Consider the following 24,913-nt stretch of genomic DNA (forward strand, 5'->3'; position numbering starts at 1 on the left):
CCGCATTAACCTCAAAGGATATGTCATCAATGATAAGTTTACTGCCAATTCTCTTTTTAATGTTCTTAAATTGGGCAACAGGTTTTGTTTGCATAGGTTCCCTCTTTTCTAGTAATGATTACACGAGATGCATACCACTTCCAGATCTCTGCAAAAACACTAATTTTTTATTCAGCTTTTAACATTTATACCTTTCCACTGCGAAAATTCAAGTTGCACCTTACTTCCGTTGTATTTCTAATCCTCGTTTATTTAACTTTCCCATACTTAAAGCATAATACTAAGCTTTTTATTTCCTCTAATTGTCAATAAGGACTAGTTGTAACATATGAAGTGCCATAATCAAAGTCATCACCGTCAATACGCCGCTCAGTACCCTTTCCTTATACACCACTTTTTCTGACTTCGCTTTCCGACTTACAGTAAAATAGTTTTCTACCTACCTCAAACTCTTCAACTCGAACAAAATGCGTCAGTGTGAGAATTTCACTTCTCAAACCAACGCATTAAATATTTGTTTCATCAAGCTATATTTAAATACAGTCATTTACCGTTACCATATTGTGTTTTTGGGATAATGATGATACTGCATACTAATATCTCCGCCAGGATATGCAGGAATAACAGACTTGTATAATTATCCCCACCAAATAGAGTTAGGGTACTCCACCGAGCCTATCAACACTGTTTCCCCAATTTTGGGTGTTGAAATGTCTAAGTTGCGTTTTCTCGCTGCCTTCGTTACCCGTTCAATGGGATCTGTCCAATCATGAAAGGCTAACGTAAAGGCTGACCAATGTATGGGGATCAGAATTTTTCCCTTTACATCAAAATGAGCCTGAACTGTTTCCTCTGGCATCATATGAATAGCAGACCATCGTTCATCATATTGACCGCATTCAATGAGAGTTAAATCAAAAGGTCCGTACTTTTCTCCGATCTTTGCAAAATGAGGACCATAACCAGTATCTCCACTGAAATAGACCCGTGATTCTTGCCCTACGATCACCCAAGAACTCCACAGTGTGGTATCTCGATCGAACACACTCCTACCTGAAAAGTGCCTAGCCGGAGTACAAACCAATGTCAAACCATCAAGTTTATATTCATTCCACCAGTCGAACTCTTTAATCTTCTCTGCTTCGACACCCCATCTTGCCAAATGATTTCCAACGCCAAGGGGAACATAGAACTGACTGACTTTGTCTTTCAGTTTCTTTATTGACTGATAATCCAAATGGTCATAATGATCGTGAGACAGAATGACAACATCAATGGCAGGTAGCTCCTCGAGTTCGATGGGTAATATCTTGCTATAGCGTTTACCCCCGAGCGAAGAAAAGGGAGAAAGAGTCTGAGAAAACATTGGGTCTAATAATAATCGTTTCCCGTCCATCTCCAATAATAAAGTCGAGTGACCAAACCATGTAACTTTTGTATATTTATCTGGCATAATGACTGAATTTAAAGGCTCCACCGGAATTGCCCTCTTTGGCTTAACGTTTGGATTACCTTTCATAAAATCTCTCAATATGCCAACCATCGTCGTTATTCGAGTATCCATTACCGTCGGGATCTGATTGATAAACTTATTCCTGGCGAAATTTTTAGATTGACTTAAGGCGTTAACTTTCTCCTTAGATGCTTTTCCACCAAAGACTGGATGATATTTCAGGAATAGAAAACCAGCCAGGAGAATCCCGATAACCAAACTAAGCATAACCCTCAAGATCATGATTCATCTCCTCATTTCTTATCTGGATTAGACTGCCATCTACTATTTCTTCTTTAACTACTGAAATGTTATTGCCTAGCTATAACCGATCGCTCAAATTCCATTTTTCACAAGATATTGGCTCATTAATTCGTAATTTGTAGGATGCCCGGGGATGAGAAAGAGCATATGACCAAACCTTGTTTTAATTATTTGCCGCAATAATTTCTTTAAGTGTAACATTTTCATTCAAATAACGTGCATTTGGATTACTTTCTTTTTTTAATCGGATCGCCTTTTGCGGACAAAGGTTTATACACGCCAGACAAAATTCGCAATTCCCCCCATAGGCTGGTTTAAGCTGGTCGAGTTTTATATTGTTACGCGGGCAAACCTTTACACACGTTCCACATTGATTACAGTCGTTCCCGACAGAAAAATCTTTATCTGTATTAAAGTTTGGTTTTCTTTTATAGAAATACTGAATCCCTTTGGTCAACATTGAATCTGTGAATGACCTATTCCTAATATATCGCTTCGTTTGATTAACATCATTTAACAAACGGCTCAAATTTTCTTCTGTATATTTCTTTTTCAGCTTTTGCTTCTCAATATCAAAAAATGGTAAATAGTTATCAATCATGAGTAAACCGTCTGCATATTGAACATGAATATTATTTTCCTCAGCATACCGTACAAACCAATTGACACCACCTGCCAGCTTGTTTCCATAGGTCATGATGACAAAAATATAAGGGCTCTTAAGGGTGACCTTCTCAATAAATTCCCGGACAATCTTTGGAGCTGCAAAGCCGTAACAGGGAAATATAATCCCTATCTTTTCGTCTTCGAAATGAAATTGATTACCCCTTAAAACGTTTGGTATCGAATAAATTTCTCCTCCAAATCTTTTTGCAACATCTAAACTGTTACCAGTAGCTGTAAAATAAAACACTTTCATAATGTACCTCCATTAATTTAATCGTTCGTTTGTCGTATAGAATTAAAACACTTTAATGTTCGAAATACCCTAATATTTCTTATGGGTGAAAATAAATAGTTTAAAGGCCCACACTTCTATAGTTTTATAACTATCGAACCGTAATGCCTTTTTAAGTTGCGTTAATTATTGCTTCTGTAATGATAACAACTTACTAACTTCCTCAATTAGCTCTTCATTTACTTTGCAGATCAAAAATTTCCCTCTTTTCTCTGTACTAATTAAATCTGCATTTACCAACTCTTTGATATGATGTGAAATAGTCGGAGCGCCAATGTTCAACGAACGGATGATATCCGTAACAAAGCATTCCGAATCGGTATCGGTTGGAAAACTGGATTCATGCATCTCAGCAATTTTAAAATACAATTCTAGTCTATTGGGATTCGATAGGGCCTTAAATATCTTTGCCGCTTTTTTCGTGTCCATTTTCCAACTCCAAACTCATACTATAACGATTCGATAACTATCGAAATACATTGTAACTTTTCTAAATCCTCCTGTCAATAGCTCACTGAATTTCCTTTTGATATTAAATTCTTTTCCTGATAAACCTTATCCCTGCTCATTCTCGGTATGCACATTCTCCTTCAACGACTTCATCAAGAAATCAGTCACATTCTTTTTGAACAGGTTATGGGTCTCCGGTTCCTTGGCGGCGAGCTCTTTCATTTCCCCCATCAGCTCCTTGAATGTTTTTTCCAGGTTTTCGTATAAAAAAGCCACTTTATTAGCCACGGCCTTGTTATACACCTGAGTAAGTCGCTTGCTCATATTTTCGACGGTCTTGTAAGATGCCCTATTTTTTACTTTTTCCAACTCCGCCTGCTTCTTTTCGGTATCCTGTTCCAGAGCCCGGTTGGACTCACTTAACTCTTCCGACTTGGTCCTCAGGTTGTCGTTAGCCTTGGTCAGGTGGGTTATTTGGTTCGCCTGTTCATCCACTACTTTCCGGAGTCCGGTGTTATCCTGCTGGGCCTGATCCCGTTCTTCCCGGGCCAGTTTCCAATCATTGACCTTCTTTTGCAGCTCACGGGTGGTTATATTATCGATATCCAGCTCGGCAATGAACTCACCCCGAGCCTCTTCCGGGACTCCGAGGAGAATAAGAGCCTGGGTGAAGTTCAAATCCGGCCGTACTTGCGCCTGGGTGTCGGCGGTGGGAGATTGGGCGTCGGAGGATTCTAGCTGTTTAGGCCCGTACTCCTCGAAAACCCGTATCATTCTTTCCGCCGTTTTCTGAGAATAGCTCACGGATTCCTCCAACCACTTAGCCCATTCCCCATATTGAAGCAACCCCTTGGCTTCCTTCAGGCGGCTCCCAATCTCGATGATACTCTGCAGAAAGATTTTCCCCACCTGGTATTTGATCGTATTTATTTCAGCCGCGATGACGAAGGGCGTGCGGCCATTGATTAAATCGCTCATCACAACTTCCTCCCTGCTCTTGCTTTATTTACATAATATGTATCCGGACTTAAGAGTGTGACAAGCACATAGCCAGGTTGTCCAAGAATCGACAGCGCTGTCGATTCTTGGACAACCTGCCTATTTATAAGAAGCTTGCTGCCGCAGCAGCAGGGTTCTTCTGGCTTCAGTCCCAAACTTTCTCATATATTCCCTTCCCCTTGTAACCTCCGGCCGATCTGACTCATATGCTATAGGACAGGCAGAGTACACTCAGCCTGAGAGTGCGCAGAAAGGAGGCGAAAAGCATGGCCGTGGAAGCGTTGCCCTTAGATTCGGCGCTGGTTGCGAAATACCAGCTCGAACTGACACCCGCCGGTGCCCCGGTGATCAGACAGAAAGGCTTGAATGGTGTGAAACACGACGCTACGGAAGATGACCTCTATGATGTAGCTGAGGCATTATTCAGTCTGGTTGATTATCCGCTGCTGCAGGTGCTCCTAAGGAAAAACTTTGAACTGAATAAAGAGTAACTATCCTAATATTTGCAAGAAAGGGGGTGATTCCTTGGCAGTTACAACCAATAAAGTAATTCGGTTGACGTTTACCACTGTTGCCGGTAAGACCTTTTCAATCACGCTGCCCAATCCACGGGCAGATCTGACGAAGGCTGAAGCCGAAGCTGTAATGGATACGGTTATATCCAGAAACATCTTCACTACGACCGGCGGAGATCTGGTTGGAAAACGGGATATCCGGGTGGTTGATACCTCGACTAACGATCTATTCGATCCGCCCCAGGTTTAGGCGGATCGACCTCTAAACGGCGGCTGCGTGGCCGCCATCTTATAACGGACTCCACTGGATCAAAGCCAATCCCTTCCCCTTTAGTGATATCCGGGTCGGCAAAGATCACCTTGTCCGGGTTGCTGATCTTTATTAGTAAGTAGGCAACAGAAAAAAGGCCCATAGACGATCTTATTAATCATCCATGGGCCTTCTGCGATATCCCTTCGATATAAAAAAAATTATTCCTTAGTTACGCTAATACTTGCATTCTGTGGCAAAGCCAAGCCTGCCGCAACTTCAATCGACTTCATAATTCCAGAAACACCTGGGCAACTGGGATGGGGGCTATGCTTAGCAAAGACTTCATAAACTTTTCCCATATGGAGTTTCTTGAAAATCTCTTCAAAGGCATCGACTTCAACCAGTTCTGCAGCTATTTTTTGGTAATTCGGGCAGTCACTTAATATCTCGAGTTTTACTTTGTGACCATCACCGCTCTCTGCTTTAACATTAATAGTAAAACCACAAGCACCGGCTTTAATAATTCCTGTTGCCATAATATTGCTCCTCCTATATTTAACTTCCTTTATAAAATGCAGTAATTCGCGGTGAACCTTGCACTAAACTTATTTTTTAATTTTGCTTTCCGGGGGTTTGATACCCAAGAGAGGTGCTGAGTGGTCTTTTCCTAAATAGAAATTAGACCAAGAGGACGTCTGATAGAAATCCCAGTTAGCAGGCGGTACCGGAGGAACGTCTAAGGTTGATTCCTCTCCATATTTCTTCAGTCTGGCATAAGCTCTGACCCAAACGCACTTCTTCTCTTTCGGAAAAACTTCACACCAGCCATCCAAGCTTCCGCCACATGCACCGTTACGTTGATTTTTTGGACATTGTGACATAGGACAGAGGTAGCCTATATCCAATATGGCACAATCGCCGCAATCCTTGCAATCAAGCATGACAACTTTGGCAATGTGCTCAAGGGCGTGAAGTCTCTTTTCGGCTTTTTTCTTACCTTCTGCTGCATGATACATACTGCGCATCACGGGAAAAAGCATCTTATTAGGGGTAAACATGAGACTGTGCATTCCTCTCATCAACGAGTTCATCGCTCCGGCAGGTGCGTCTAAGGGGCGGTTAGCACGATTCGTAGGTCGATCTGTGTTCAGACCCGTCTTCTCGTCCTTTTCAAAATAATAGAACCCATTGGTTTGAGGATAATCAAACTCTTTGACTAGATCTTGCCAATTGGGATAAAGTTCCTCCCCTTTGTCAAGAATGTACTCTAATTGCTCATATTTAAGGTTATGCCCGCCGATATGAACTCCTGCACAACCAATACCTTTCAAGATGGCGTACAATTTGGCGGCCCTCAACATCCGCTGGCCAACCCCTTTATCTGCGGCACTTTTTTCCTCATTGAGCTCTGCTAAAAGTTTGTCCGTGACGACACAACCCGGTAACTTGTTTTGATTCATAACATTTGCCGCTCCATAAGGAAGAACGTAGATATTTCCCACAACGGGAATATCCAGGTTATTAACCTTCAGGAACTGGATGACTTCGTGGCATTTACGAGCATCATACCCCAGTTGTGTAACTACAAATTGTGCGCCGCCTTGGATTTTCTTTTTCAACTTATAGTACTGAACCATAAGCTCAGCCTCAGTAGACTTGAATGGGGAAACAGCCGCGCCCGCAAAAAAGTCACTGGGAGCGTGATAAGTTGGCCCCTTCATACCCGGAACTTCTAAGCCCTTATTCATATCAGCAATCAGTTGTAAGGTATTAGAAGGATCCAGGTCAAAAACTGGCTTAGGGCGTCCTTTGAACCCTGAATACGTATAGTCTCCGGTCATAACTAAGAGATTACGAACTTTTGCACGATCTAAGGCATAAAGTTGGCTTTCCATCTGGTTCCGGTTCTTATCCTTACAGGTAAAATGTACTAATGGTTCGATCCCCAATTTAAGGATCTCCATTCCCAAATAATCAGCAAGAATTGCCGGATTACCACCAGGGTTATCCGTGATAGTAAGAGCATGGACCCTGCCGCCTTTAGCTGCTTGCTCTGCCGAGGCGATGGCGGTTAATTGAGCTTTTTCATTTGCTCCTCTTCCTGGTACGAGTTCCCATGTGACGGATAGGGTGTTTTTGTCAAGTAATGACTCTTTAAATTTGTTTTCCATTCCTTGTTCCTCTCCCTTATCACCTATTAATACTCCGAAGATTGTCCTTTTATTCTCTAACCATTATAACTCTTCTTGGACAATATTTTAAGCCATTTTCAGTTTTTTCTTAACTTTTAACTAACTCAATCGTTCAAGGTATAAACTGTTCATAAAATAGCTGGAGAATGTGGCACTGCCTCCTAGTTCAATATGACGAATCTTCCTGTATAATTCTTCTGTCATATTCATCTCCGGGTGATTTAGAAGTGTCCGTATTGCACCGACATGAGCCGCATTCCCAACCATTTTAATTTTTTCAGACGGGATATCCGGTACGAGACCAATATTCAAAATGTTGTTAGCTTTAAGATAAGTGGCAAAGGTCCCGGATAATATAACCGAATCCAGCTCAGCAACACTAATGCCCGCCATTTCAACCAAAGTTTTAATTCCTGCGCAGACTGCCCCTTTAGCCAGTTGTAATTCCCCGACATCCTTTTGGCTAATGGTTACATCTGATCTTTGATCTGTTCCGTAGGCCAAGATGAATTCACGTGCTTTTTCAGCAGGCCGTATCCGATTGCGAAGCTCAGCTGAAAGATGATCCGCTGTTTCAGGAACAGCAATTTTCCCCTGTTTATTTATTACTCCGGCTCTTCGCATCTCATCAATCGCTTCAATAAGACCTGATCCGCAAATCCCGATAGGTTCCTGTCCCCCGATTACTTCAACGTCCACACCATTGTCAGTAATACTTACACTTTCGATGGCTCCCTGCTTTGCCCTCATTCCGTAGGCTATTCCCGCTCCTTCAAAGGCTGGTCCGGCTGCTGTAGAACAGGCCATCATCAAGTTGTCTGTTTTTAAAAATAATTCACAGTTAGTGCCTAAATCAATAAGTAAGTGATTTCCCGGCTCCAGTACCTCAGGAGCCCCTGCGATAGCCCCTACTGTGTCCCCTCCTACAAAACTTCCTATATTAGGCAAGAGGAATATTTTAGCTTGAGGATTGATTTCTACTCCCAATTCCTGCGCTGAGAATTCTAACGGTCTATTGCAAACAGAAACAAAGGGCGATACCGCTAAATGTGACACATCTAAGCCGATTAAGAGGTGATGCATCGTCGTATTGCCTACTATAGACATCTTGACGATTTCGTTCTTTCTTACATCAGTTTTTAATTCAAGCTCTTTTAATAAATGATTAATGGTTCTTCTGACGGCATTGCGCATGGCCAAAGCATTCTCTTGGCTTTCTTTAGCAAAGGAAATACGAGAAATAACATCTGCCCCATATGCTGTCTGCTCATTCTCAATTGAGACGACCTTTATGAGGTCACCTTCGATCAAGTCATATAAGGCCAACCCAACACTGGTTGTCCCTATATCGACGGCAACTCCATACAATCTCTTGGCAGTGTCTCCCGGCTCAATCTCCAAGATCTCATTTTCAAAAATAGTAACTGTTAGGACATACTTATCCGCTCTCAAAACATCTGACACTTTATTAAGGATATACAGACTCGGGGAGTTATAACTCCTCCCTGTGGAAGTGCTGAGAGCATCTGCCAGGCGATCCCAGTCTCCCCGTTCATCTTCAAGTGAAGGTTTACTGATGGTCAAACAAATCTTTTCCACCCGCGGATCTAAGACAGATGCTTTCATTCCTAAGAGTGCACTTTCTTTTCGATCCTGACTTTCTACGAAATTCAACTGAATGACCATGCCCTCTTCAGGAACCACAGTACAAGCAAGTCGAAATCCCGCTTGGAGTTCGGCCTCATTAAGATGTTTTAAATCCTGAGGACTTGGCACTGAAAGATTTTCCAGCACTCGAACTTTACACTTACCACAGGTTCCTTTACCATTACAGATATTATCAACGGGAAGTTGATGACGAACGAGAGCTTCCATTAAAGTCTCTGTATCTTTAGTTTCAATAACTCGATTTGGGAGTATTTTTATTTCCATAATTACCTCCTGGAAGAATTTCAGGTCAAAAAATCCCTAAAAACGAAGATCAAGCAGAACATATTGATCGGCCTAATGCACAAAACTGCCTTATACCATTATTATGAATTCAATGCCTTATTTATACAATTCGATCTATTCCCTTATTTTCCTTCTTTACTTCATACCTTAACCAGAAAATCCGCAAGTTCTTCCGGGGAATTAACAAGAAAATCCGGGTTGCCCTCATTAATTTTCTGAGGAGTATGCCATCCCCAGGTCACACCAATGGTTTGTGTACCAGCGTGTTTACCTTCTATCATATCCCCTTTGGTATCCCCTACGTAATAGGCCGAGATGCCTGGATGCAATGCCATAGTGTTGTGAATTTTTTTGATCTTACTTTTCTCTTTTTCTGCGCCAATAACATCCTCAAAACAAGTAATTCCGTTCCTGTTCAAAATCTCTTTGGTTGCACTGGAAAGATTTGAAGTAATAACGTATACATGGTGTTTTTCCGAGATCCTCTGTAAGGCTTTTCCCATGCCGTCAAAGAGTTCAAGGTCTGTCAATTGTTCACCTTGTAATATTTCATATCTCTTCAATATGTCATTTATGGCAACTTCACTGATCCCTCGACTCATCATCGTCTCATAAACATTACCCTCGAATAATGAAATGACATCTTTTGGTTCATTGATTCCCTGGAACCCATTCTCAAGACAGGCTTGTGAAAAACGCGAAATAAAAACCTCCAGGGAATCCACAATAACCCCATCATAATCAAACATTACGAGCGCCACACCTCTACCTCCTTGAAAATCCAAACTACCGGGTATTAAAATAAACTGATTGTATAAGATCCCCTGCTCTTATAGAGAAGGGGATCTTATACAAATATTAACCTGATGTATTCATTTTTATCAAGTTTGATTGAACTAAAAACAATATTAACCTAAGAACTCAAATTGTTTATTGCGAAAAGCCTTGAGATAGTTGACGCAATACTCATCTCGTCCGGCAAGTGTTTCAGCAGTAACCAAACTAGCCATCATCATCTTGTCCAGAGGGTTAATAATGAGGCCATCCAGACCTTTGCCAATAGCCATAATAGCAAAGGCATGGTTCATGAATTTACGCACTGGTAAACCATAGGATACATTGGACAGACCGCAAATCGTGTGAACTCCTTTAAAGCGAGTCATGATAGCCTCTACCGAATTAATAAATTCGACGGCAAAGGTACTGTTAGTAGAGACTGGCTGAACCAACGGATCCACATAAATATTTTCAATCGGCACATTGTTTTTGACAAGCCCATCAATCAGTTTTTCGGCAATTCTTAGACGAGCGTCCATAGTTTCCGGCATACCCTCATCACTCATACAAAGAGCTACAACTTTTAAGTCGGTGCCTGCAATGACAGGAATCAAGGCATCATAGCGCTCTTTTTCTAAGGATATTGAGTTAATCATGGCAATACCTTTATGTACAGATAGAGCAGCTTCAATAGCCTTGGGGTCCGGACTGTCAATACAACAAGGTGCGTCTACAGCTTCTTGAACTGTTTTTACAAGCCATTGCAGGTATTCAGGTTCCTTACCGACAAAGATACCGGCATTGACATCAATATAATCTGCACCTGCTTCATGTTCATCCCTAGCCACCTGTTTGATATATTCAGCATCTTGTGCTTTGATGGCTTCTCCGACTGCCTTACGACTTGCATTGATTAATTCTCCTACTACTAACATGAATTTTTCCTCCTCATATTCAGCTCTTAATTATTATTTCTTTAAAACTGGGATTTCTAAAGAGACTAATATTGCAAATTTCGTGCCAATAATCTTGTTGTGAAAACTTAGCTAAATATTACTTGATTTCCAGTGAGTTTTCAACATTCCAGGGCCCTATTTGAGCTTAATTAATTATGTTCTGAAATCTCAGATACTTAAAAATAAGTCAGGATAGACTTACACCAAAGGAACTGACTTCAAAACTAAGTCGATGAGACTTAAATTCAGAAGTCAGTTCTGAAGTTTTTAGCTTCTATGGACTATTTAGGAGCATCTCATAGGATGTCTTATTTAGCGGTAAGTTTACGAGCAGTCTCTACCGCTCCGGGGGCATCAGTGCTCCAACCATCTGCGCCGATTTTCTTAGCAAAATCCTCTGACACGGGTGCTCCGCCAACCATCGTCTTAAAGCTTAACCCTTGTTCGCGAATAGCTTTCACAGTTACTTCCATAAAGGGCATGGTTGTCGTTAATAAAGCGGACATACAGATGACATCGGCCTTTTTCTCTTTTGCGGTGGCCAGGAATTTCTCTGTATCCACATCTACACCCAGATCATAAACCTCGAATCCGGCGCCTTCCATCATCATGGAGACTAAATTCTTGCCAATATCATGCAAGTCCCCTTTAACGGTTCCGATAATAATCGTTCCCTTTTTTTCACTTTCTCCTTGTGATAATAATGGTTTTAACACCTCAAGTCCAGCTTTCATGGCTTTAGCAGCCATGAGCATTTCCGGAACAAAGAATTCCCCTTCAGAATAGCGTTGTCCGACTTCGTCCATTGCCGCAATTAATCCATTGCTTAGTATTTCCGAGACATCCGTGCCATTCTTAATTTCAGCTTCAACAAGAGACACTACTTTATCAATGTTAAATTCTACTACCCCAGCATAAATATTTTGTACGCTCATTATTATCTCCCTTTCCTTTCAGTCACAAGACCGTTACGTTGTATAAAGATTAAAGGCTCCACTTAGCATCCCCTGCAACAAGTCCTTTGAAATGGCCGCGTACTTTAGCATCCAGTTCTTCTGAAAAGCGCGACTTATTCGGTTTACTTAAGATTTTTGCGGCTTCTTTCATTGCGCGGCTGTGAGCGTCCGGTTTCCCTTGATCTTCCCAACGGCGACGCATTTCTCTTGTTGCCACTTTAGGCAAAACGGCAATGGTTCGCATATTTTTCATAGTATGATCCAAATCCATGTAACTGCCGCCGGGGCCAACTTTCGCAATCAGGTCTAAACACAAGTTTTCTTCGCTGTATTCAAAACCCTTTTTCATCCGTTTAAGCATCAAGGCTATTTCGTTGTCGATCACAGCTTTAGCAAAGTCAAAGGCCATCAGACTCCCTAAAAGCCCCCCCATATTGAATAAGTCTGCTCCTGCAAGCAAAGCCCCTGTAGTGTTCATTCCTGTCTCATACCCTGATTGAGCGTCATTAGAATGGGCATTTGTCAAACCGATATATCCGCCTGAGGGAATATTATAGTATCTCGCCATTTCTGTGTGCGCCATTTGCAACATTCCGGTTTCAATTGCACCAGGTGCATAGGCTCCGGTCCGCATATCCGCAACTGTGGACAAGACAGCATAGATCATGGGGGCTCCCGGACGAATCATTTGAGTCAGGGTTGCAAGTCCCAGGAATTCTGCATTGCCAAGGGTTAAAGTCCCCATCAAGCTGAGAGGGGAAGTCATGCCGGCATTTGGAACAATTGTTCCATAGACTGGCAGTCCTTCTTCAAGCAGATAGATAACTGCTTCAGTAGACTCCACATCAAAGGTCAAGGGAGAAACAACCGGGCAATAATGGTGATTAATAAATGGACGCTTACGATACTCTTCTTCCCCTCCTGCGATCAGGGCTCCTAACTCCAGTACTGCTTTAAGGTCCTCCATGTTAGGAGTATTGCTTCGTACAGGCTTTTTACAGTTTTTCAAGGCAGGATAAAAACGGGACAGACTGAACTGTCCTTCTGGGGCATCGTCCGCCAGAGTTGATATTGAAAAGACATCAAATCCAGGCAGTTCATTAATTAAGTAGGCTATATTCGCAATGTCATCAGAGGTAGCGCGACGTTCTTCGCCTGTTTCCGGATCAATAATATTGGGAGCGGAACTCCCTGTTACGACAATCGGTCGATCGCCGGGCATTGTGACATCAAATTTTGGATCTTGAGCAGTAAAAGTATAGGTAGGAACAAAGGTCTTTCTTGCTTTCTCAACAACCTCACGGGGAAACTTAACCATCATTGTTTCCATGTCGACCCGGCAACCATTTATGGCAAAGATTGTGAGTGCTTTCTGATTGCGAACCATCATCCCGACGTTCTCCAGAATTTCCAATGAGGCCTCGTGTACGCGCTCTACTTCTGACTGACTAAATAATTTAGTGAACTCCACAATTAAAATCCCCTTTCCTTTTGCTCGAATCTATGCTTTCAGTCAAACTATTGGGTTTGAAACGACTACACCAATATGGATTTTGCCACTTCTAATATCTCTGCTTTATGCTTTTCAATCCAATTCATCAACCGAACATTATGCTGCAGATAGGCAATATACTCATATTCATTCAGATCAGTTCCGGCATAGTATGCTGTTACATCCCAATTAATCAAATACATATTTGCGGCGGCGATCATCGTGGGCAGATACTCAATTTCTACGGCATTTAAAGGTTCTAGTCCTTTCAATTCAATCAATTTTTGCTGATAAGATTTAAGAAAAATAGCGCATTTATCGAGAAGCAACACCCCATCTTTTTCATCTTGCCACGAGCTGCAGCAATATGCCATCCCTAAAGTTACATCAAAGAGCCGATGGTCAATCTTAGACCAATCAAAGTCAAAGATTCCTACAACTTTGCTATTCACGTATTTCAAATTACCCGCATGAAAATCATTGTGACAAGGGGTTAATGGCATTTTTTCCAGCACATCCTGGGGAATATGGGAACTCTCGACGACCTTCAAAATTGAGTCCAGTTTACTCCTGTAATATTTGTGAAACTTCGTGTCGATATCCTTCTGTGCTAACTCTTGATATTTTTCTGGCAAAGTCGGGAGAAATTCCATAATCTTCGGTTCTACTCGCTCCAGCCCTTGGGGATCAAAATCTCTGGCAGCATTATGGAACGTTGCCAAGACTCCTGCTGCACTGGCGTACTCTTCATCATTTAAGTTTGGAGTATCCCAGGTGTATAAGTCATCCCCTTCCAGAAACTCATACACAGCAAAATAGATATCCGTTCCCTTTCCATTTACCCCTTCAATTTTCTTGACAAAGGTTTCTCCATCTTTAGTACGAATTAACCCGGCTGCAATATCCAGTCCATGAGCTTTAGAGTAGTCAATCATTAAGTGTTCAAAAACTATTTCCGGAGCTGTGATACCATATTTGTATTTCCGCACAAAGTATTCGCACTGTTTTCCGTCTTTCTCTGTGTAAATACCAAAACTTCGATTAACATACCCACCAAATATTTCGAAGACCGCAGTAACAATCCCGAGATCATAGCTTTGCAGGGCATCAACAATTTGATTACGGATTAGGACTGATTCCATAGATTCGAAGAAATGAGCAGCAATTTTTTTGAGGTCTTCACTTTGTGTAAACATAGAAAACGTTTGGTTAACACTTAGCTCTTCGAGATGTCTCATTTTACTTGTGTTCATGTTGATCCTCCTAATAAAATTTGCTCGGATGAAATGAAAGAATGAAACCTTAATTAACAAAACAGATCAAGGAGGTTTTCTATTGCTATAATCATAGCATCTTAAAATAATTTTTGATTAACACATTTCTGCTCGTTTTGACTCATTACAATCATTTGAATATTGCTACTATTCCGCACATATTAATATTCTTTGTCGAGGCAAAAAACCATTATAAAAAAGAGGTAGATATTTCATTCAAAAATAAAAATATCCACCTCTTTTTCAACGACTTTTTTTAGAGATTAACTTCGTCAAGTTTTCAACTAAGAAGGCTCGTACTTCAAAGGCATCTTCAAAGTAATAGTCAGCACCAATTCGCTTAGCAAATCCCGCGTCGACAGGTGCACCTCCCACAATCACGACTAGGTTTTTGCGAATTCCCAATGATTCTAATTCGTCAATCACATCTTTCATCATAGTCATGGTGGTAGTGAGCAATGCCGACATCATCAGAATGTGAGGTTTTTCTTTACGCACAGCACTGGCAAACTTTTTGGGGGTTACATCCACTCCCAGGTTAATAATCTCAATACCGGTTGCCATGACTAACATCTTGACTAGACTTAATCCAATGTCATGGAGATCTCCGGCTACTGTTCCCATAACGATTTTGCCGGTGCTTTTCTTTTCAGAACTCTCTAATAAAGGTTCCACAAGACTTAAACCCGCATGCATTGCCCGAGAAGCCATGAGGACTTCAGGCACCATAACCCTTTGCTCGCGAAACTTCTCAGCCACGCGATCCATTCCGGCTATTAGACCTTTTTCCAGAACGGACTCCGCAGAAAACCCCTGCGCCAAAGCACGTTGGGTCAAGACCATGCTTTGTTCAGCGTCCCCAGTAGCGATAGATTTAATGATTGCTTGAAATACCATAACTCTCACCTTCTAATACAAGCTGTTTTTATAAGTAAGGGGAGTAACCCCAATATATTTCCTGAAGACTTTAGAAAAATAACTTTGGTTTTTAAAACCGACAGCATTAGAAACTTGGGCAACACTGAATTCGGGTTTTTTCATAATTTCAACGGCTTGCTCCACTCTGACTCGGGTCAAGTAATCATTAATTGTACAGTCCAATTCTTCTCGAAACAACCTTGAAAGATGAGAGGAACTGATAAAGAGGTGCTGAGCTACATCAGTTACTGTAAGAGGCAGAGCGTAGTTCTCCATTATAAAATCCCGTGCATTTTTAACTATAGCAATGTGTTTTTTATCTGCTAACGTAAATATACCCTCTAGGAAGGTTTCTACAATCCTTTGAATTTTGTAGAAAAACTTTTCCACTCGCTCAATACCTTCAATTTCCTTATTGAATTCCTTAAGAAGCCTCATAATACGCTCTGCATTTGCTCCGCCTTCTACTGCCGCCCTGGATGTCAAGGTCGCTAATTCAAGAATCCTGACTTTGACCGTTTCAAGATCTCCCACGGTTTTTGTATAAAGATCAGTCAAAAGACTTTGGAGAGTCTGATCGGCCCTTGTTCTATCCCCTAACCGAATATAGCGCAAAAACTTGCGCTCTTTCTTTAAATAATCGTCATAATCACTAAGATCCGGTAAATTCTTCCGCTTGCGCTCCTCAATTTCATGTCGGATTTGTTGTTGCTGCAATCGTGTTGCATCAATTTCCTCCAGACTATTGATGTTCCGTTTGACCAAATGGTTCACAACTACAAAAAGCATATCAGCAGCGGCTTGAGAGCGAGATGGCGAAACGACTTCAAGCTTACACGCCATGCTTTTTAACCTTTCAAAACTCTCGATTCCAGCATTTAGTTTCTTCAGTTCCTGAAAGAAGAAGTGATCCGGTTCCCACATTAGTACTTGTCCACAGATAATGCTTCCCAGAGAGACCCCTCGAATCATGATTGGGACAGCCCAGATAACTAACCCCGCATGGCAACGAAAGAAATAGGGTTCTTCCCACTTGGCAGCCTCAAAGCTAGCCCGTTTATAAGAATCCTGACATCTCCTTTCTCCCTCAGCTTGACAACGAATATAACGGCAAAATTCACTTCGTTCAAAGTTTCCCGGTACCGAAAAAGTCTCACCCTCATTATTAATAGCCTCAATATGTAACCCTGTTGCATTGTGAAAGCTACCCAAGCTTTCCTCGAGGTGTTTTGGATCCAGAAGGTTAGAATCTAATGGTTGGAGCATTGAACTCATCCTTCCATAAAAGGATATCTTTAAAGAGAATAGATTTCGACCAAGCAATGTTATCTATATTAGAAAATTCGCTTTAAACAGACAAAATCCTTCAATACTCATGAAACCAATGATAAAGCGACTGAACATGTATTAAGCCTCCAGTCGCCGAACCAAATAATTCTCATTTAAATTATGAACGCCACTGAGCTCTATCAGTTAGCGATTAAAGACTAGGGTCTTCAGGACCACCGGTACAACTCGGCCGCCCATAAGAGGTTTACCGATATCAATATAATCACAATTATCCACTTCAAGCTGATCAATGCAAATCAATTCAAGGGGTTTATTAGCTGAAGCATTTATACACTGTCCCAAAACCTTCCCACAATCTGCTTCGACAACAAGTATGAGGGGTTTAGCTTTACATAAGTAGTCATGCATGCCCAACAGCAACCCTTGAGCCAAGATATTAATATTTGCAAAGGACATGGTTCGCGGCCCTTTCATGGCGATAGCTGCAATTCCTTCAAAGTGATCGACCTGGAGCCGAAGGATTTCGTTTTTTATGACTTCTGCTATGCCTTGGGGTGTTTCAGGTATCAAAGATGTAAATGGAGAAATAACCATGACATTGCGAATAGGCAATGTATTTTCCTGAAGATGGATGGTACTGCCGCTTAAATTGACCGACTGAGTTCCGGTTCCGATGACCGTTGCCCGTACTGTCTCCGCCGGCTTTTCTAAGACAAACCCATCTCTCTCCAAACATACTTTAAGCTCCCAGCCGAGAAGCGGCCCAAAATCTCCGAAAGCAGTCACTTCCGCCATGGTCGTCGGTCCATTTAAAGCATAGACATAGTCTGCTACCCCGCCGGAAATCATTACTTTTCGAATCGGGTGAGCTAATTGCAAGGGAGGGGTCATTAGCAGTTCCTTGGTTAACTCAGTGTGTACAGATGTCTTGAGCACGTCCACAACACACCCAGCCATAGCCTTGACAATAGGACGAAGTTGAGGAAGAGTCACTCGTTCCCCTGGCTGAAGCCTTTGTCCCGTATGTTTTAAAGCGATTTTAGCCGGCTCAGAAATGTAAGTAATTCGGTCCCCGTGTCGCTCAAACTCTATTAAGTGTCCACCGACATTAAGGCAGGAAGAATCAACAGCCTTACCTTCATGAAACATGGCATAGTTGGAGGTTCCACCACCTACATCGATATTAACTGTGACTTGATGCCTCTGGGCTGAATATAAGGCAGCTCCCGATCCCTTACCCGCATAGATTGCCTCCAAATTAGCACCGGCAGTGGCCACGACGAAGTCACCCGCAAATCCTGCTAAAGCATCGATAATCGCTTTAGCATTTTCTTTCTTTGCCGTTTCCCCGGTAATAATCACTGCACCTGTGTCAATCATCTCAGGAGTCAGCCCAGCAGCCTTATATTCAGTTTCCACAATCTTCGAGACCTCAACCGCATTAATCAAGTCTCGGTCTAAGAGGGGGGTAAAATAGATCCTGCTGCGATGGATTACTTCTTTATCCGTAATTTCCACGCGAGGAACTAAAGTTCCTGAAGCTGTATTCTCGATGGTCAATTGGCTGATCACCAGTTGGGTAGTAGTGGTTCCAATATCAATGCCCACGCTCGTGATCTTTTGGTTAGTCGATTCGGGCATTTTGTCACCACCCCTATTTTTGCTGGTTCAGCTTAACGCCACTCGCTTTGGCGGCCAGAATTTGTTGGATAACATCTGTCAGATGAGCCCCGGCTTCAGCAGGAGGGATTCCGCCCTTATGAATATTGGAGATAACCGTACGATCTGCTTCCACAGTAGTTTCATTGGGTCGGTAAATCATATAAGCACTGAGGCTCTCCGCAGTTCCCAGTCCCGGACGCTCTCCTATCAAAGAAATGATCACCTCAGAATTGACAATAGATGCCACATGATCCTGAACCCATACCCTCCCATTCTTCACGAAGAAGGGAGCTCCGACTTTTATTCCCGCAGATTTCAGCCCTTGCATCAACGCAGGCAATAGATCCGGAATATTAGCCTCAATGGCAGTTGAACTTAGTCCGTCAACGATCAGAATCTGAACCTGGACATTCTTTTCACATTTTTCTGAGACTATTTTCACCGCTTCCTCCGATAAACGACGTCCTAAATCAGGTCTTTGTAAAAACTCATCTTTACTAACAGCAGCACTTTGCACAGACATTAAGTTCATCCGTTGAAGAAATCCCTCAGAAACATCGAGAAATACTGCATCTTGAGCTACTGCATGATCTGCTAAAAACCTTAACAAGGACATAGTTTTGGGGCGAGTTCCGGCTCTGCCAATTCCGATCCGAGCCGGGGTCAACTTTTTCATAGCCTTAACCGCATCTGCATTGAATGGGTTTGAAATCTGCATTTCTTCTTGTGGAGGGAATGTAACCATTTCCTCGGACTCTGTGTTAGGGACTAAAGGCGTATCCATCATCGCCGCCGCCATCACGTGGTCTTTTCCCTTTTGTGAAAGCAGCCCTTTCTTAGCCAGTTCTTCCATAACACTTTGGATAATGACTTTCTCTAATTCATTATTCGCGACTGCCACCTAGATTCGCCTCCCCTATTTATCAAAAATGGATGGGTCTCCGGCTCTCTCTGTCAGTTTGCCGTTTTCTAAAATGCCCATTTTCTCCAACCACTTCTCAAACTCAGGAAGCGGCCGTAACCCTAAGATTTCCCGGGTACTTGCGTCATCATGGTAACTGGTATCCTGATAACTCAGCATAACATCGTCGCCGCCCGGAACTCCCATGAAGAAGTTTGAACCAGCCATAGCGCAAAGGAGAGTTCCCATTTCCTGATCATTTTGGTCTGCTTTCATATGGTTTGTATAACAGGGAGCAATCCCCATCGGCAACCCATGCAGCTTACCCATGAATAAATCTTCCAAGTCTGCCCTGATCACTTCTCGACCTGAATAAATCGTCTCAGGCCCAATAAATCCAGAAACATTGTTGGTCATAAATGGACGATATCCGCGTGCATATCCATAGGTTCTTGCTTCCAGCGTCATCATATCTACGCCAAGGTGAGCATCAAGAGAAACCTCTGAACCCTGTCCGGTTTCGAAATACATAAGATTAGGCCCTGTCGCCGTTCCTTTACGCTGTGCTAAAGCGAAGGCCTCATCAAGAATGGCGGCGCTTACCCCAAAGGCATCATTAGCTTTTTGCGTTCCGGCAATACTTTGGAAAACCAAGTCTACAGGAGCACCTTTTTCAATAGCTTTCATCTGTGTTGTCACATGAGCCAGAACACAGTTTTGAGTGGGTATTTCCCATTTTAGCATGAAGTTCTTAACCGTATCTAAGAGGCGAGTGACCGTCTCTACATTGTCTTCCACCGGATTAATTCCGATGACTGCATCCCCTGAGCCATAGGCTAATCCTTCTTTAAGGGAAGCCAGCATCCCTTCCACATTGTCGGTTGGGTGATTTGGCTGGCAACGGAAAGCCAAAGTTCCGGGCACACCGAGTGTCGTATTACAGTGAGATTGAACGCGCATCTTCTTCGACCCAAAGACAAGGTCCATAGTAGACATTAACTTTGCCACAGCAGCAATCATTTCACTCGTAAGACCACGACTTATGTGAGCTAAGTCTTCTCCGGTTGTCTTATGGTCTAAAATATACTCGCGCAAATAACCGACGGTCCAACTTTTGATCTCTTGATAGATTCTTAAGTTGAGTCCATCATAAATTGCTCGAGTGACTTCATCCTCTTCGTAGGGAATGACCGGGTTATTGTAAATGTCCTCAAGGGTAAGATTACTGAGAACCAATTTTGCTGCCACTCGTTCAGAAGCTGATTTCGCAGCAATTCCGACCAGTTCATCCCCAGACTTCTCTTCATTGGCCTTAGCCATAACTTCTTTAAGACTTTGGAACGCAAAAATTTTATTATAAACTTTCGCCTTTAAAATCATCGAACGATCCCCCAATCTGACATAATGTCCTTAATCGCAAAAATCTGCCCAGTTAGCTGGGTAGGTAGCATAGAAAACTTTACAAAAGGTCGGAGAGGAAAAGACCACTTGGCTTCCCTTTGGAATATAAACCACATCTCCTTGTTTAGCGCGAAAGACTTGCCCCTCGACTTCAAGGACAAACTCTCCCTCTATGACATAATCTACTTCATCATAATTTAGAAACCATGGCAGCTTAGAATGATCAAAGGTCATGAAACCTGAAGCAAGATTTCCCACGCGTGAGTCGATGACGTCGACAAGTCCCACCTTTTGCCCCGGAGGAGCTTCCGGAAAGGGCTGGATCACTACGGTTTCCCCTTTGACATGGGTTGCTTTAGGGTTTTCACAGGCAGGTTTGAGAACCTCACCGAGAATTCTCTGCACCGCTTTTTTTAAGTCATCGCTTTGGCTTTCTGCGTCTGTGGCAGTTCCAGAGGAAACTGAGACTTCTTTAACACTAGATTGTAAATTCACTAGTTGTCCGACCGATTGCCCTCCCACAGTATGACTGATAATTTCTTGTCTCCCTTTGCTTATCGTAATCCCTAACTCTTTGGCTAAATCTTTAGCCGAGGGAGTCAGCACACTATCTTCTTCCAAAACAATATTTTTGTCTAATTTGGCCATATCTCGTAAAACGTTAGCCGAGATAAATCGTCCCATAGTACACCTCCTTGTCGTGGTTCGATGTTCGATATTCGTGGTTCGATGTTTAAGTTTTCGTGATTAAACCAAGCTTTCAATCAATTGCTTAGCGGGTCTTGGTATGACGACTTGACGGATGAGAAGTCCTTTTTCGATGGCGAGGGCGCTTCCTTCTTCGACGGCTGCTTTAACGGAGGCTACTTCCCCAGTGAGCAGGGTGTAGCTTTTGCCGCCGATTCCAAAGGCCAGATGGATGAGCAGAGGCTCAACGTCACCAGCTTTTACGGCTGCATCCGCGGATTCGATTAAGGATGCCACACTATAGGTTTCGATAATCCCTAAGGCTTTAATGTCCTTTAATGTGTTGGCGCGTCCGATGGCAGGCAATATGGAGGGATGAACATTAGGGATGACAAAGGAATCCACCACGGTCTCCGCTCCTAAGTCGACTCCGGCGTTTACGGATTGCTGTACCCCTGATACATCTCCGCTGACCAAGACGATATACTTTCCCGGACAGATGGTTTTTGCTGCTAAAATGGTCACATCGGCTGTTTTGGTCATGATATCAGCACATTCTATGCCTTGTGCTATACTTGTTAATTCTACCAGCCCTACGGCATGAATCATTTGGCTGCACCACCATTCCGTATCGTTATAGCTTGAGGGGTGATTTGAGTCACGGTTCCCTCAATACTAGCGTGAACTTTTGCTCCCAGTGCTCCTTCTGGGATTTCTCCGATGAGTTGTCCGACAGAAACAAGGTCTCCGACTTTGACAGCAGGGACTGCAGGAGCACCAATGTGTTGCTGCAACTTTAGCACGACTTCGTCGGGTTCATATATGTCTAAGGATAAAGGGGCTTCTTTGTACCATGGTCGAAGTCTTAAGCGATCCATCAGACGCGCGGATGGAATTAAACGGTGTTTAGCCATCGGGTCTTCCTTCCCGAGTTCTCCTTGATATTTAATGCCCTTGGCTCGGAGCTCTGCTTTTAAGGCGATGTTCACTCGCAGCGGTGAGATTCCCACCGGACAAGCATAGGCTTCACACACACCACACTCAGAACAAGTTAAGGCACTGGTTACCAACAACGGATCTCCGATGTTTTTGTAGTTCACCGCACGGATGAGGCGATGGGGAGAAAGTTCGTGTCCAATCATGTGTCTCGGGCAAAGCTCAGTACAGAAACTGCACTGTTCACAGACAGTTTTGGCTATGCGCAAAATGTTGTCAACCGTCATTCGTTTACGTTGGATGAGCATATGATTGTTTGGCAAGGCTATCAGCCCGCCTGTGGTTTTGGTGACAGGGACTGAAAGGTCGGTGATGAGGGCTCCCATCATCGGTCCTCCATTGATATAGGATAGATCCACGCTTCCGCCGCCGGCCAGCTTGAGGACATCTCTTATAGACGTTCCGATGGGGACGGTGACAGTAATAGGATTTTTGACGGCTCCTGTGACAGTGAGAGTCCGTGTGGTAACGGGGATTCCGTCGACAGCTTTGGCGACATTGATCAGGGTTTGTACGTTATTGACAACGACTCCGATGTTTAATGGTATTCCGCCCGGTGGAACTCGCCTTCCAGTGGTTAACCAGATGGTGATGACTTCGTCTCCTGCCGGATAGATATCGGGCATAATAGAAATCCCTATGTTGTCTTTGTTCCTGATATAGGGTTCTAAGGCTGCTATCGCATCCTTGTATTTAGCTTTTAAGGCGATAATCCCCTTTTGGGCACCCGTCGACTCCATGGTTAGGGTTAAGCCTTTAATGAGAAGCTCAGGATAGCGTGCCGCCAGTTGTTGGTCGGTTTTAAGCAAGGGCTCACATTCTGCCGCATTGACAATAACTATCTCTGCTTGGGCAGAAAGCTTGACATGCGTTGGAAATCCAGCTCCGCCTGCGCCAACGACACCAGCATCTCGAACTTTCCCACTTATCTCGTTCTTTTTAATCTCACTCATTTTTTCACCTACTTAAGCTCACGCTTCAAAGGTTTCTTTATCGATGATGCCTACAATAGTTGCATCGATAGGGATGCTATTATTTGCCAGACCCTGCCTGGCCGAGGAACCGCTGGCTACCATGACAATTTCGTCTTCTCCGGCTCCGATTTTGTCTGCAGCGATTAGTGAATTCCCAAATTCCTGAAGTCTTGGTGTTCCATCCTCTTGATAAGAGAGGGTGACCGGTTGGACAACGAGGAACTTCAAGCCACGCAAGGATTCTTCTTTACGGGTTGACCAGACATTTCCTATGACACGTGCTAGGATCATCGTTGTCCTTCCTCCTTCTCGATGCACAGCTCAATTCGGCGCAACTTTAGGGTATCCCGGGCTAACGGTGATATGACAGTCCCTTGTTTGACGAGGATCGTTGAACCTTCGGGGAATCCATAGGCCTGTTTATCTCCTAAGAATTTCTTTTCAAAGCGGATCTCATCCAGCGAGGGAGCACTTTCTGTATAGAAGCCTGTTTTCTTCGGTTCATAGGTCACAGATGTCTGCTCATATTGATTTGTCTGATCCATTAGAACAGATCTCAAGGCTAATGGACCTCGTTCTTCTAAGTTCGCACATGTCATGACTCCATAAGATTGCAGCTTCCGGATATATCCTTCGTATAGTTCGCGATAGGCCGGCGGTGTTTGAGAGGTTAAGCAAAGATACTCTGTCACTAGTTCGATGGAGTTTCCTTTGCTTATCCCGCGTCCAATCATCTCACAGATGGGGTTATCTCGAATACCCAAGGCGGCTTTGGCCAAGGTGTTTAGAGAACACGCGGGCAGGATTAATTTTTGCCAGTCTGACTTGCTCAAAGCATCTTCAGCAGTAATCCATGTCATGCCGACAGGTAGTTCCGGCTTGACTAAATAAACTTGGTCACTTGGTAAAATGCTGAGCTTATAGTCATATCCCCATCGTTGTTGAACCGCGGTCAGAAGGCGCGGAAAATCCGAGACATAGTTTAAGAGGACTAAAGCTTCGGATTTAACCGCATTGTTCTCCTCTTGATTTTTAATTTCTTGAAGTAATCCTTGCAACGTTGGATCAGACAGGATACGGCGCAGGATTTGGTTGATCAGTTCTTCATTCATGGTCATACCCCCATGAGTTTGCCCTGGCTCGCTGAATCGATGAGTGCCGCATTGGCTTCATCCAGATCCAGGTGCATTTCTTTACGGTATTGGTCACTTACTCGGATCAACACGTCTTCATAGACCATGGGACGCTGACTCTCGACTTTTACACACACACGGTCTCCATCCTTTAGGGACCACTCTTTAGCATCGTTGCTGTGCAGGTGGATGTGTCTGCTTGCTACCATGACCCCTGCTTTAAGGTCGACCTTACCGACTGGACCTGCGATCTGAAGCCCGGGAGTTCCTTCATGTTGCCCCGAATCTCGGATGACTGGCTTGATGCCTAATTTAAAACAATCCGTGACGCTGATTTCCACTTGCGTGTTTTTTCTCACAGGTCCTAAGACACGGACCTTCTCTAAACTTCCTTTAGGTCCAACTATGGTTACAGTTTCT

26 protein-coding genes are annotated in these 24,913 nt (G+C 43.2%); 2 read left to right on the forward strand and 24 right to left on the reverse strand.

Annotated elements, in window-relative coordinates; genetic code table 11:
- Positions 1 to 637: 637 nt before the first annotated feature.
- The 4 genes from BUB11_RS25825 to BUB11_RS25840 form a co-directional block, all read right to left on the reverse strand.
- The gene (locus tag BUB11_RS25825) at positions 638 to 1,735 is read right to left on the reverse strand and encodes an MBL fold metallo-hydrolase (protein WP_073033435.1); all 1,098 of its coding nucleotides are present in this window, start codon (positions 1,733 to 1,735) and stop codon (positions 638 to 640) included.
- 184 nt (positions 1,736 to 1,919) lie between these two features.
- A complete protein-coding gene (locus tag BUB11_RS25830; RefSeq protein ID WP_073033437.1) occupies positions 1,920 to 2,675 on the reverse strand; it encodes an EFR1 family ferrodoxin in 756 nt (251 codons plus the stop codon).
- A gap of 165 nt (positions 2,676 to 2,840) precedes the next feature.
- Complete coding sequence (locus tag BUB11_RS25835) at positions 2,841 to 3,143, reverse strand: ArsR/SmtB family transcription factor (RefSeq protein ID WP_073033439.1); 303 nt, start codon at positions 3,141 to 3,143, stop codon at positions 2,841 to 2,843.
- A 126-nt stretch (positions 3,144 to 3,269) separates the two neighbouring features.
- Positions 3,270 to 4,142 (reverse strand): DUF3102 domain-containing protein, encoded by an 873-nt coding sequence (locus BUB11_RS25840; RefSeq protein WP_073033441.1) that lies wholly within the window; start codon positions 4,140 to 4,142, stop codon positions 3,270 to 3,272.
- Positions 4,143 to 4,429: 287 nt separating this feature from the next.
- Between BUB11_RS25840 and BUB11_RS25845 the strand changes: the two genes are divergently transcribed.
- On the forward strand, positions 4,430 to 4,654 hold the full coding sequence (locus tag BUB11_RS25845; protein ID WP_073033443.1) for a DUF1659 domain-containing protein: 225 nt from the start codon (positions 4,430 to 4,432) through the stop codon (positions 4,652 to 4,654).
- Between the two features lie 34 nt (positions 4,655 to 4,688).
- On the forward strand, positions 4,689 to 4,928 hold the full coding sequence (locus BUB11_RS25850) for a DUF2922 domain-containing protein (RefSeq protein WP_073033445.1): 240 nt from the start codon (positions 4,689 to 4,691) through the stop codon (positions 4,926 to 4,928).
- On the opposite strand, the gene BUB11_RS27345 is transcribed toward BUB11_RS25850, so the two are convergent.
- The 20 genes from BUB11_RS27345 to BUB11_RS25945 form a co-directional block, all read right to left on the reverse strand.
- Entirely contained in the window at positions 4,897 to 5,091 is a 195-nt protein-coding gene (locus tag BUB11_RS27345; protein ID WP_143187720.1) for a hypothetical protein, read from the reverse strand. The two genes, BUB11_RS25850 and BUB11_RS27345, sit on opposite strands and share 32 nt — an antisense overlap.
- A gap of 58 nt (positions 5,092 to 5,149) precedes the next feature.
- A complete protein-coding gene (locus tag BUB11_RS25855) occupies positions 5,150 to 5,467 on the reverse strand; it encodes a DUF6951 family protein (protein WP_073033448.1) in 318 nt (105 codons plus the stop codon).
- A gap of 69 nt (positions 5,468 to 5,536) precedes the next feature.
- On the reverse strand, positions 5,537 to 7,102 hold the full coding sequence (locus BUB11_RS25860; RefSeq protein WP_073033450.1) for a methylenetetrahydrofolate reductase C-terminal domain-containing protein: 1,566 nt from the start codon (positions 7,100 to 7,102) through the stop codon (positions 5,537 to 5,539).
- Between the two features lie 120 nt (positions 7,103 to 7,222).
- The gene (locus tag BUB11_RS25865; protein ID WP_073033452.1) at positions 7,223 to 9,055 is read right to left on the reverse strand and encodes an ASKHA domain-containing protein; all 1,833 of its coding nucleotides are present in this window, start codon (positions 9,053 to 9,055) and stop codon (positions 7,223 to 7,225) included.
- Between the two features lie 161 nt (positions 9,056 to 9,216).
- Positions 9,217 to 9,837, reverse strand: a complete 621-nt coding sequence (locus tag BUB11_RS25870; protein WP_073033454.1) for an HAD family hydrolase — start codon at positions 9,835 to 9,837, stop codon at positions 9,217 to 9,219.
- 147 nt (positions 9,838 to 9,984) lie between these two features.
- Positions 9,985 to 10,788: a methyltetrahydrofolate cobalamin methyltransferase gene (locus BUB11_RS25875; protein ID WP_073033457.1), complete on the reverse strand. Its 804-nt coding sequence runs from the start codon at positions 10,786 to 10,788 to the stop codon at positions 9,985 to 9,987.
- A 329-nt stretch (positions 10,789 to 11,117) separates the two neighbouring features.
- A complete protein-coding gene (locus tag BUB11_RS25880; protein WP_073033459.1) occupies positions 11,118 to 11,744 on the reverse strand; it encodes a corrinoid protein in 627 nt (208 codons plus the stop codon).
- 49 nt (positions 11,745 to 11,793) lie between these two features.
- Positions 11,794 to 13,236: a trimethylamine methyltransferase family protein gene (locus BUB11_RS25885; protein WP_073033461.1), complete on the reverse strand. Its 1,443-nt coding sequence runs from the start codon at positions 13,234 to 13,236 to the stop codon at positions 11,794 to 11,796.
- Positions 13,237 to 13,301: 65 nt separating this feature from the next.
- On the reverse strand, positions 13,302 to 14,510 hold the full coding sequence (locus BUB11_RS25890) for a phosphotransferase (protein ID WP_073033464.1): 1,209 nt from the start codon (positions 14,508 to 14,510) through the stop codon (positions 13,302 to 13,304).
- A 264-nt stretch (positions 14,511 to 14,774) separates the two neighbouring features.
- Positions 14,775 to 15,428, reverse strand: a complete 654-nt coding sequence (locus BUB11_RS25895) for a corrinoid protein (protein WP_073033466.1) — start codon at positions 15,426 to 15,428, stop codon at positions 14,775 to 14,777.
- A 12-nt stretch (positions 15,429 to 15,440) separates the two neighbouring features.
- Positions 15,441 to 16,715, reverse strand: a complete 1,275-nt coding sequence (locus tag BUB11_RS25900) for a PocR ligand-binding domain-containing protein (protein ID WP_073033468.1) — start codon at positions 16,713 to 16,715, stop codon at positions 15,441 to 15,443.
- A 207-nt stretch (positions 16,716 to 16,922) separates the two neighbouring features.
- Positions 16,923 to 18,380, reverse strand: a complete 1,458-nt coding sequence (locus tag BUB11_RS25905) for an ethanolamine ammonia-lyase reactivating factor EutA (RefSeq protein ID WP_073033471.1) — start codon at positions 18,378 to 18,380, stop codon at positions 16,923 to 16,925.
- Between the two features lie 13 nt (positions 18,381 to 18,393).
- Positions 18,394 to 19,302, reverse strand: coding sequence for an ethanolamine ammonia-lyase subunit EutC (gene eutC, locus BUB11_RS25910; protein ID WP_200797996.1), 909 nt, complete (start codon positions 19,300 to 19,302; stop codon positions 18,394 to 18,396).
- Between the two features lie 15 nt (positions 19,303 to 19,317).
- Positions 19,318 to 20,682 carry an ethanolamine ammonia-lyase subunit EutB gene (locus tag BUB11_RS25915; RefSeq protein ID WP_073033473.1) on the reverse strand — a complete coding sequence of 455 codons (1,365 nt, stop codon included), beginning with the start codon at positions 20,680 to 20,682 and terminating at the stop codon, positions 19,318 to 19,320.
- A gap of 30 nt (positions 20,683 to 20,712) precedes the next feature.
- Positions 20,713 to 21,387, reverse strand: coding sequence for a cupin domain-containing protein (locus BUB11_RS25920; RefSeq protein ID WP_073033474.1), 675 nt, complete (start codon positions 21,385 to 21,387; stop codon positions 20,713 to 20,715).
- 63 nt (positions 21,388 to 21,450) lie between these two features.
- Positions 21,451 to 21,999 carry a BMC domain-containing protein gene (locus tag BUB11_RS25925; RefSeq protein ID WP_073033476.1) on the reverse strand — a complete coding sequence of 183 codons (549 nt, stop codon included), beginning with the start codon at positions 21,997 to 21,999 and terminating at the stop codon, positions 21,451 to 21,453.
- On the reverse strand, positions 21,996 to 23,339 hold the full coding sequence (locus BUB11_RS25930; RefSeq protein ID WP_073033478.1) for a 4Fe-4S dicluster domain-containing protein: 1,344 nt from the start codon (positions 23,337 to 23,339) through the stop codon (positions 21,996 to 21,998). The genes BUB11_RS25925 and BUB11_RS25930 overlap by 4 nt, the downstream gene beginning before the upstream one ends.
- A gap of 18 nt (positions 23,340 to 23,357) precedes the next feature.
- On the reverse strand, positions 23,358 to 23,651 hold the full coding sequence (locus BUB11_RS25935; protein WP_073033480.1) for a EutN/CcmL family microcompartment protein: 294 nt from the start codon (positions 23,649 to 23,651) through the stop codon (positions 23,358 to 23,360).
- Positions 23,648 to 24,472 carry an HFCD family protein gene (locus tag BUB11_RS25940; protein ID WP_073033482.1) on the reverse strand — a complete coding sequence of 275 codons (825 nt, stop codon included), beginning with the start codon at positions 24,470 to 24,472 and terminating at the stop codon, positions 23,648 to 23,650. Before BUB11_RS25940 ends, BUB11_RS25935 begins: the two co-directional genes overlap by 4 nt.
- Before the next feature lie 2 nt (positions 24,473 to 24,474).
- Positions 24,475 to 24,913 (reverse strand): PduL/EutD family phosphate acyltransferase (locus BUB11_RS25945; protein ID WP_248284163.1); only part of this gene is annotated, 439 nt, incomplete at its 5' end.

The organism is Desulfosporosinus lacus DSM 15449 (assembly GCF_900129935.1).
GTDB classification, from domain to species: Bacteria; Bacillota; Desulfitobacteriia; order Desulfitobacteriales; family Desulfitobacteriaceae; genus Desulfosporosinus; species Desulfosporosinus lacus.

Coding starts and splice junctions, on each gene's coding strand:
- BUB11_RS25825 (WP_073033435.1), bottom strand. CDS start 1,735: ATGATCTTGAGGGTTATGCTTAGTTTGGTTATCGGGATTCTCCTGGCT.
- BUB11_RS25830 (WP_073033437.1), bottom strand. CDS start 2,675: ATGAAAGTGTTTTATTTTACAGCTACTGGTAACAGTTTAGATGTTGCA.
- BUB11_RS25835 (WP_073033439.1), bottom strand. CDS start 3,143: ATGGACACGAAAAAAGCGGCAAAGATATTTAAGGCCCTATCGAATCCC.
- BUB11_RS25840 (WP_073033441.1), bottom strand. CDS start 4,142: ATGAGCGATTTAATCAATGGCCGCACGCCCTTCGTCATCGCGGCTGAA.
- BUB11_RS25845 (WP_073033443.1), top strand. CDS start 4,430: ATGGCCGTGGAAGCGTTGCCCTTAGATTCGGCGCTGGTTGCGAAATAC.
- BUB11_RS27345 (WP_143187720.1), bottom strand. CDS start 5,091: ATGGGCCTTTTTTCTGTTGCCTACTTACTAATAAAGATCAGCAACCCG.
- BUB11_RS25855 (WP_073033448.1), bottom strand. CDS start 5,467: ATGGCAACAGGAATTATTAAAGCCGGTGCTTGTGGTTTTACTATTAAT.
- BUB11_RS25860 (WP_073033450.1), bottom strand. CDS start 7,102: ATGGAAAACAAATTTAAAGAGTCATTACTTGACAAAAACACCCTATCC.
- BUB11_RS25865 (WP_073033452.1), bottom strand. CDS start 9,055: ATGGAAATAAAAATACTCCCAAATCGAGTTATTGAAACTAAAGATACA.
- BUB11_RS25875 (WP_073033457.1), bottom strand. CDS start 10,788: ATGTTAGTAGTAGGAGAATTAATCAATGCAAGTCGTAAGGCAGTCGGA.
- BUB11_RS25880 (WP_073033459.1), bottom strand. CDS start 11,744: ATGAGCGTACAAAATATTTATGCTGGGGTAGTAGAATTTAACATTGAT.
- BUB11_RS25890 (WP_073033464.1), bottom strand. CDS start 14,510: ATGAACACAAGTAAAATGAGACATCTCGAAGAGCTAAGTGTTAACCAA.
- BUB11_RS25895 (WP_073033466.1), bottom strand. CDS start 15,428: ATGGTATTTCAAGCAATCATTAAATCTATCGCTACTGGGGACGCTGAA.
- BUB11_RS25900 (WP_073033468.1), bottom strand. CDS start 16,715: ATGCTCCAACCATTAGATTCTAACCTTCTGGATCCAAAACACCTCGAG.
- BUB11_RS25905 (WP_073033471.1), bottom strand. CDS start 18,380: ATGCCCGAATCGACTAACCAAAAGATCACGAGCGTGGGCATTGATATT.
- BUB11_RS25915 (WP_073033473.1), bottom strand. CDS start 20,682: ATGATTTTAAAGGCGAAAGTTTATAATAAAATTTTTGCGTTCCAAAGT.
- BUB11_RS25920 (WP_073033474.1), bottom strand. CDS start 21,387: ATGGGACGATTTATCTCGGCTAACGTTTTACGAGATATGGCCAAATTA.
- BUB11_RS25925 (WP_073033476.1), bottom strand. CDS start 21,999: ATGATTCATGCCGTAGGGCTGGTAGAATTAACAAGTATAGCACAAGGC.
- BUB11_RS25930 (WP_073033478.1), bottom strand. CDS start 23,339: ATGAGTGAGATTAAAAAGAACGAGATAAGTGGGAAAGTTCGAGATGCT.
- BUB11_RS25935 (WP_073033480.1), bottom strand. CDS start 23,651: ATGATCCTAGCACGTGTCATAGGAAATGTCTGGTCAACCCGTAAAGAA.
- BUB11_RS25940 (WP_073033482.1), bottom strand. CDS start 24,472: ATGAATGAAGAACTGATCAACCAAATCCTGCGCCGTATCCTGTCTGAT.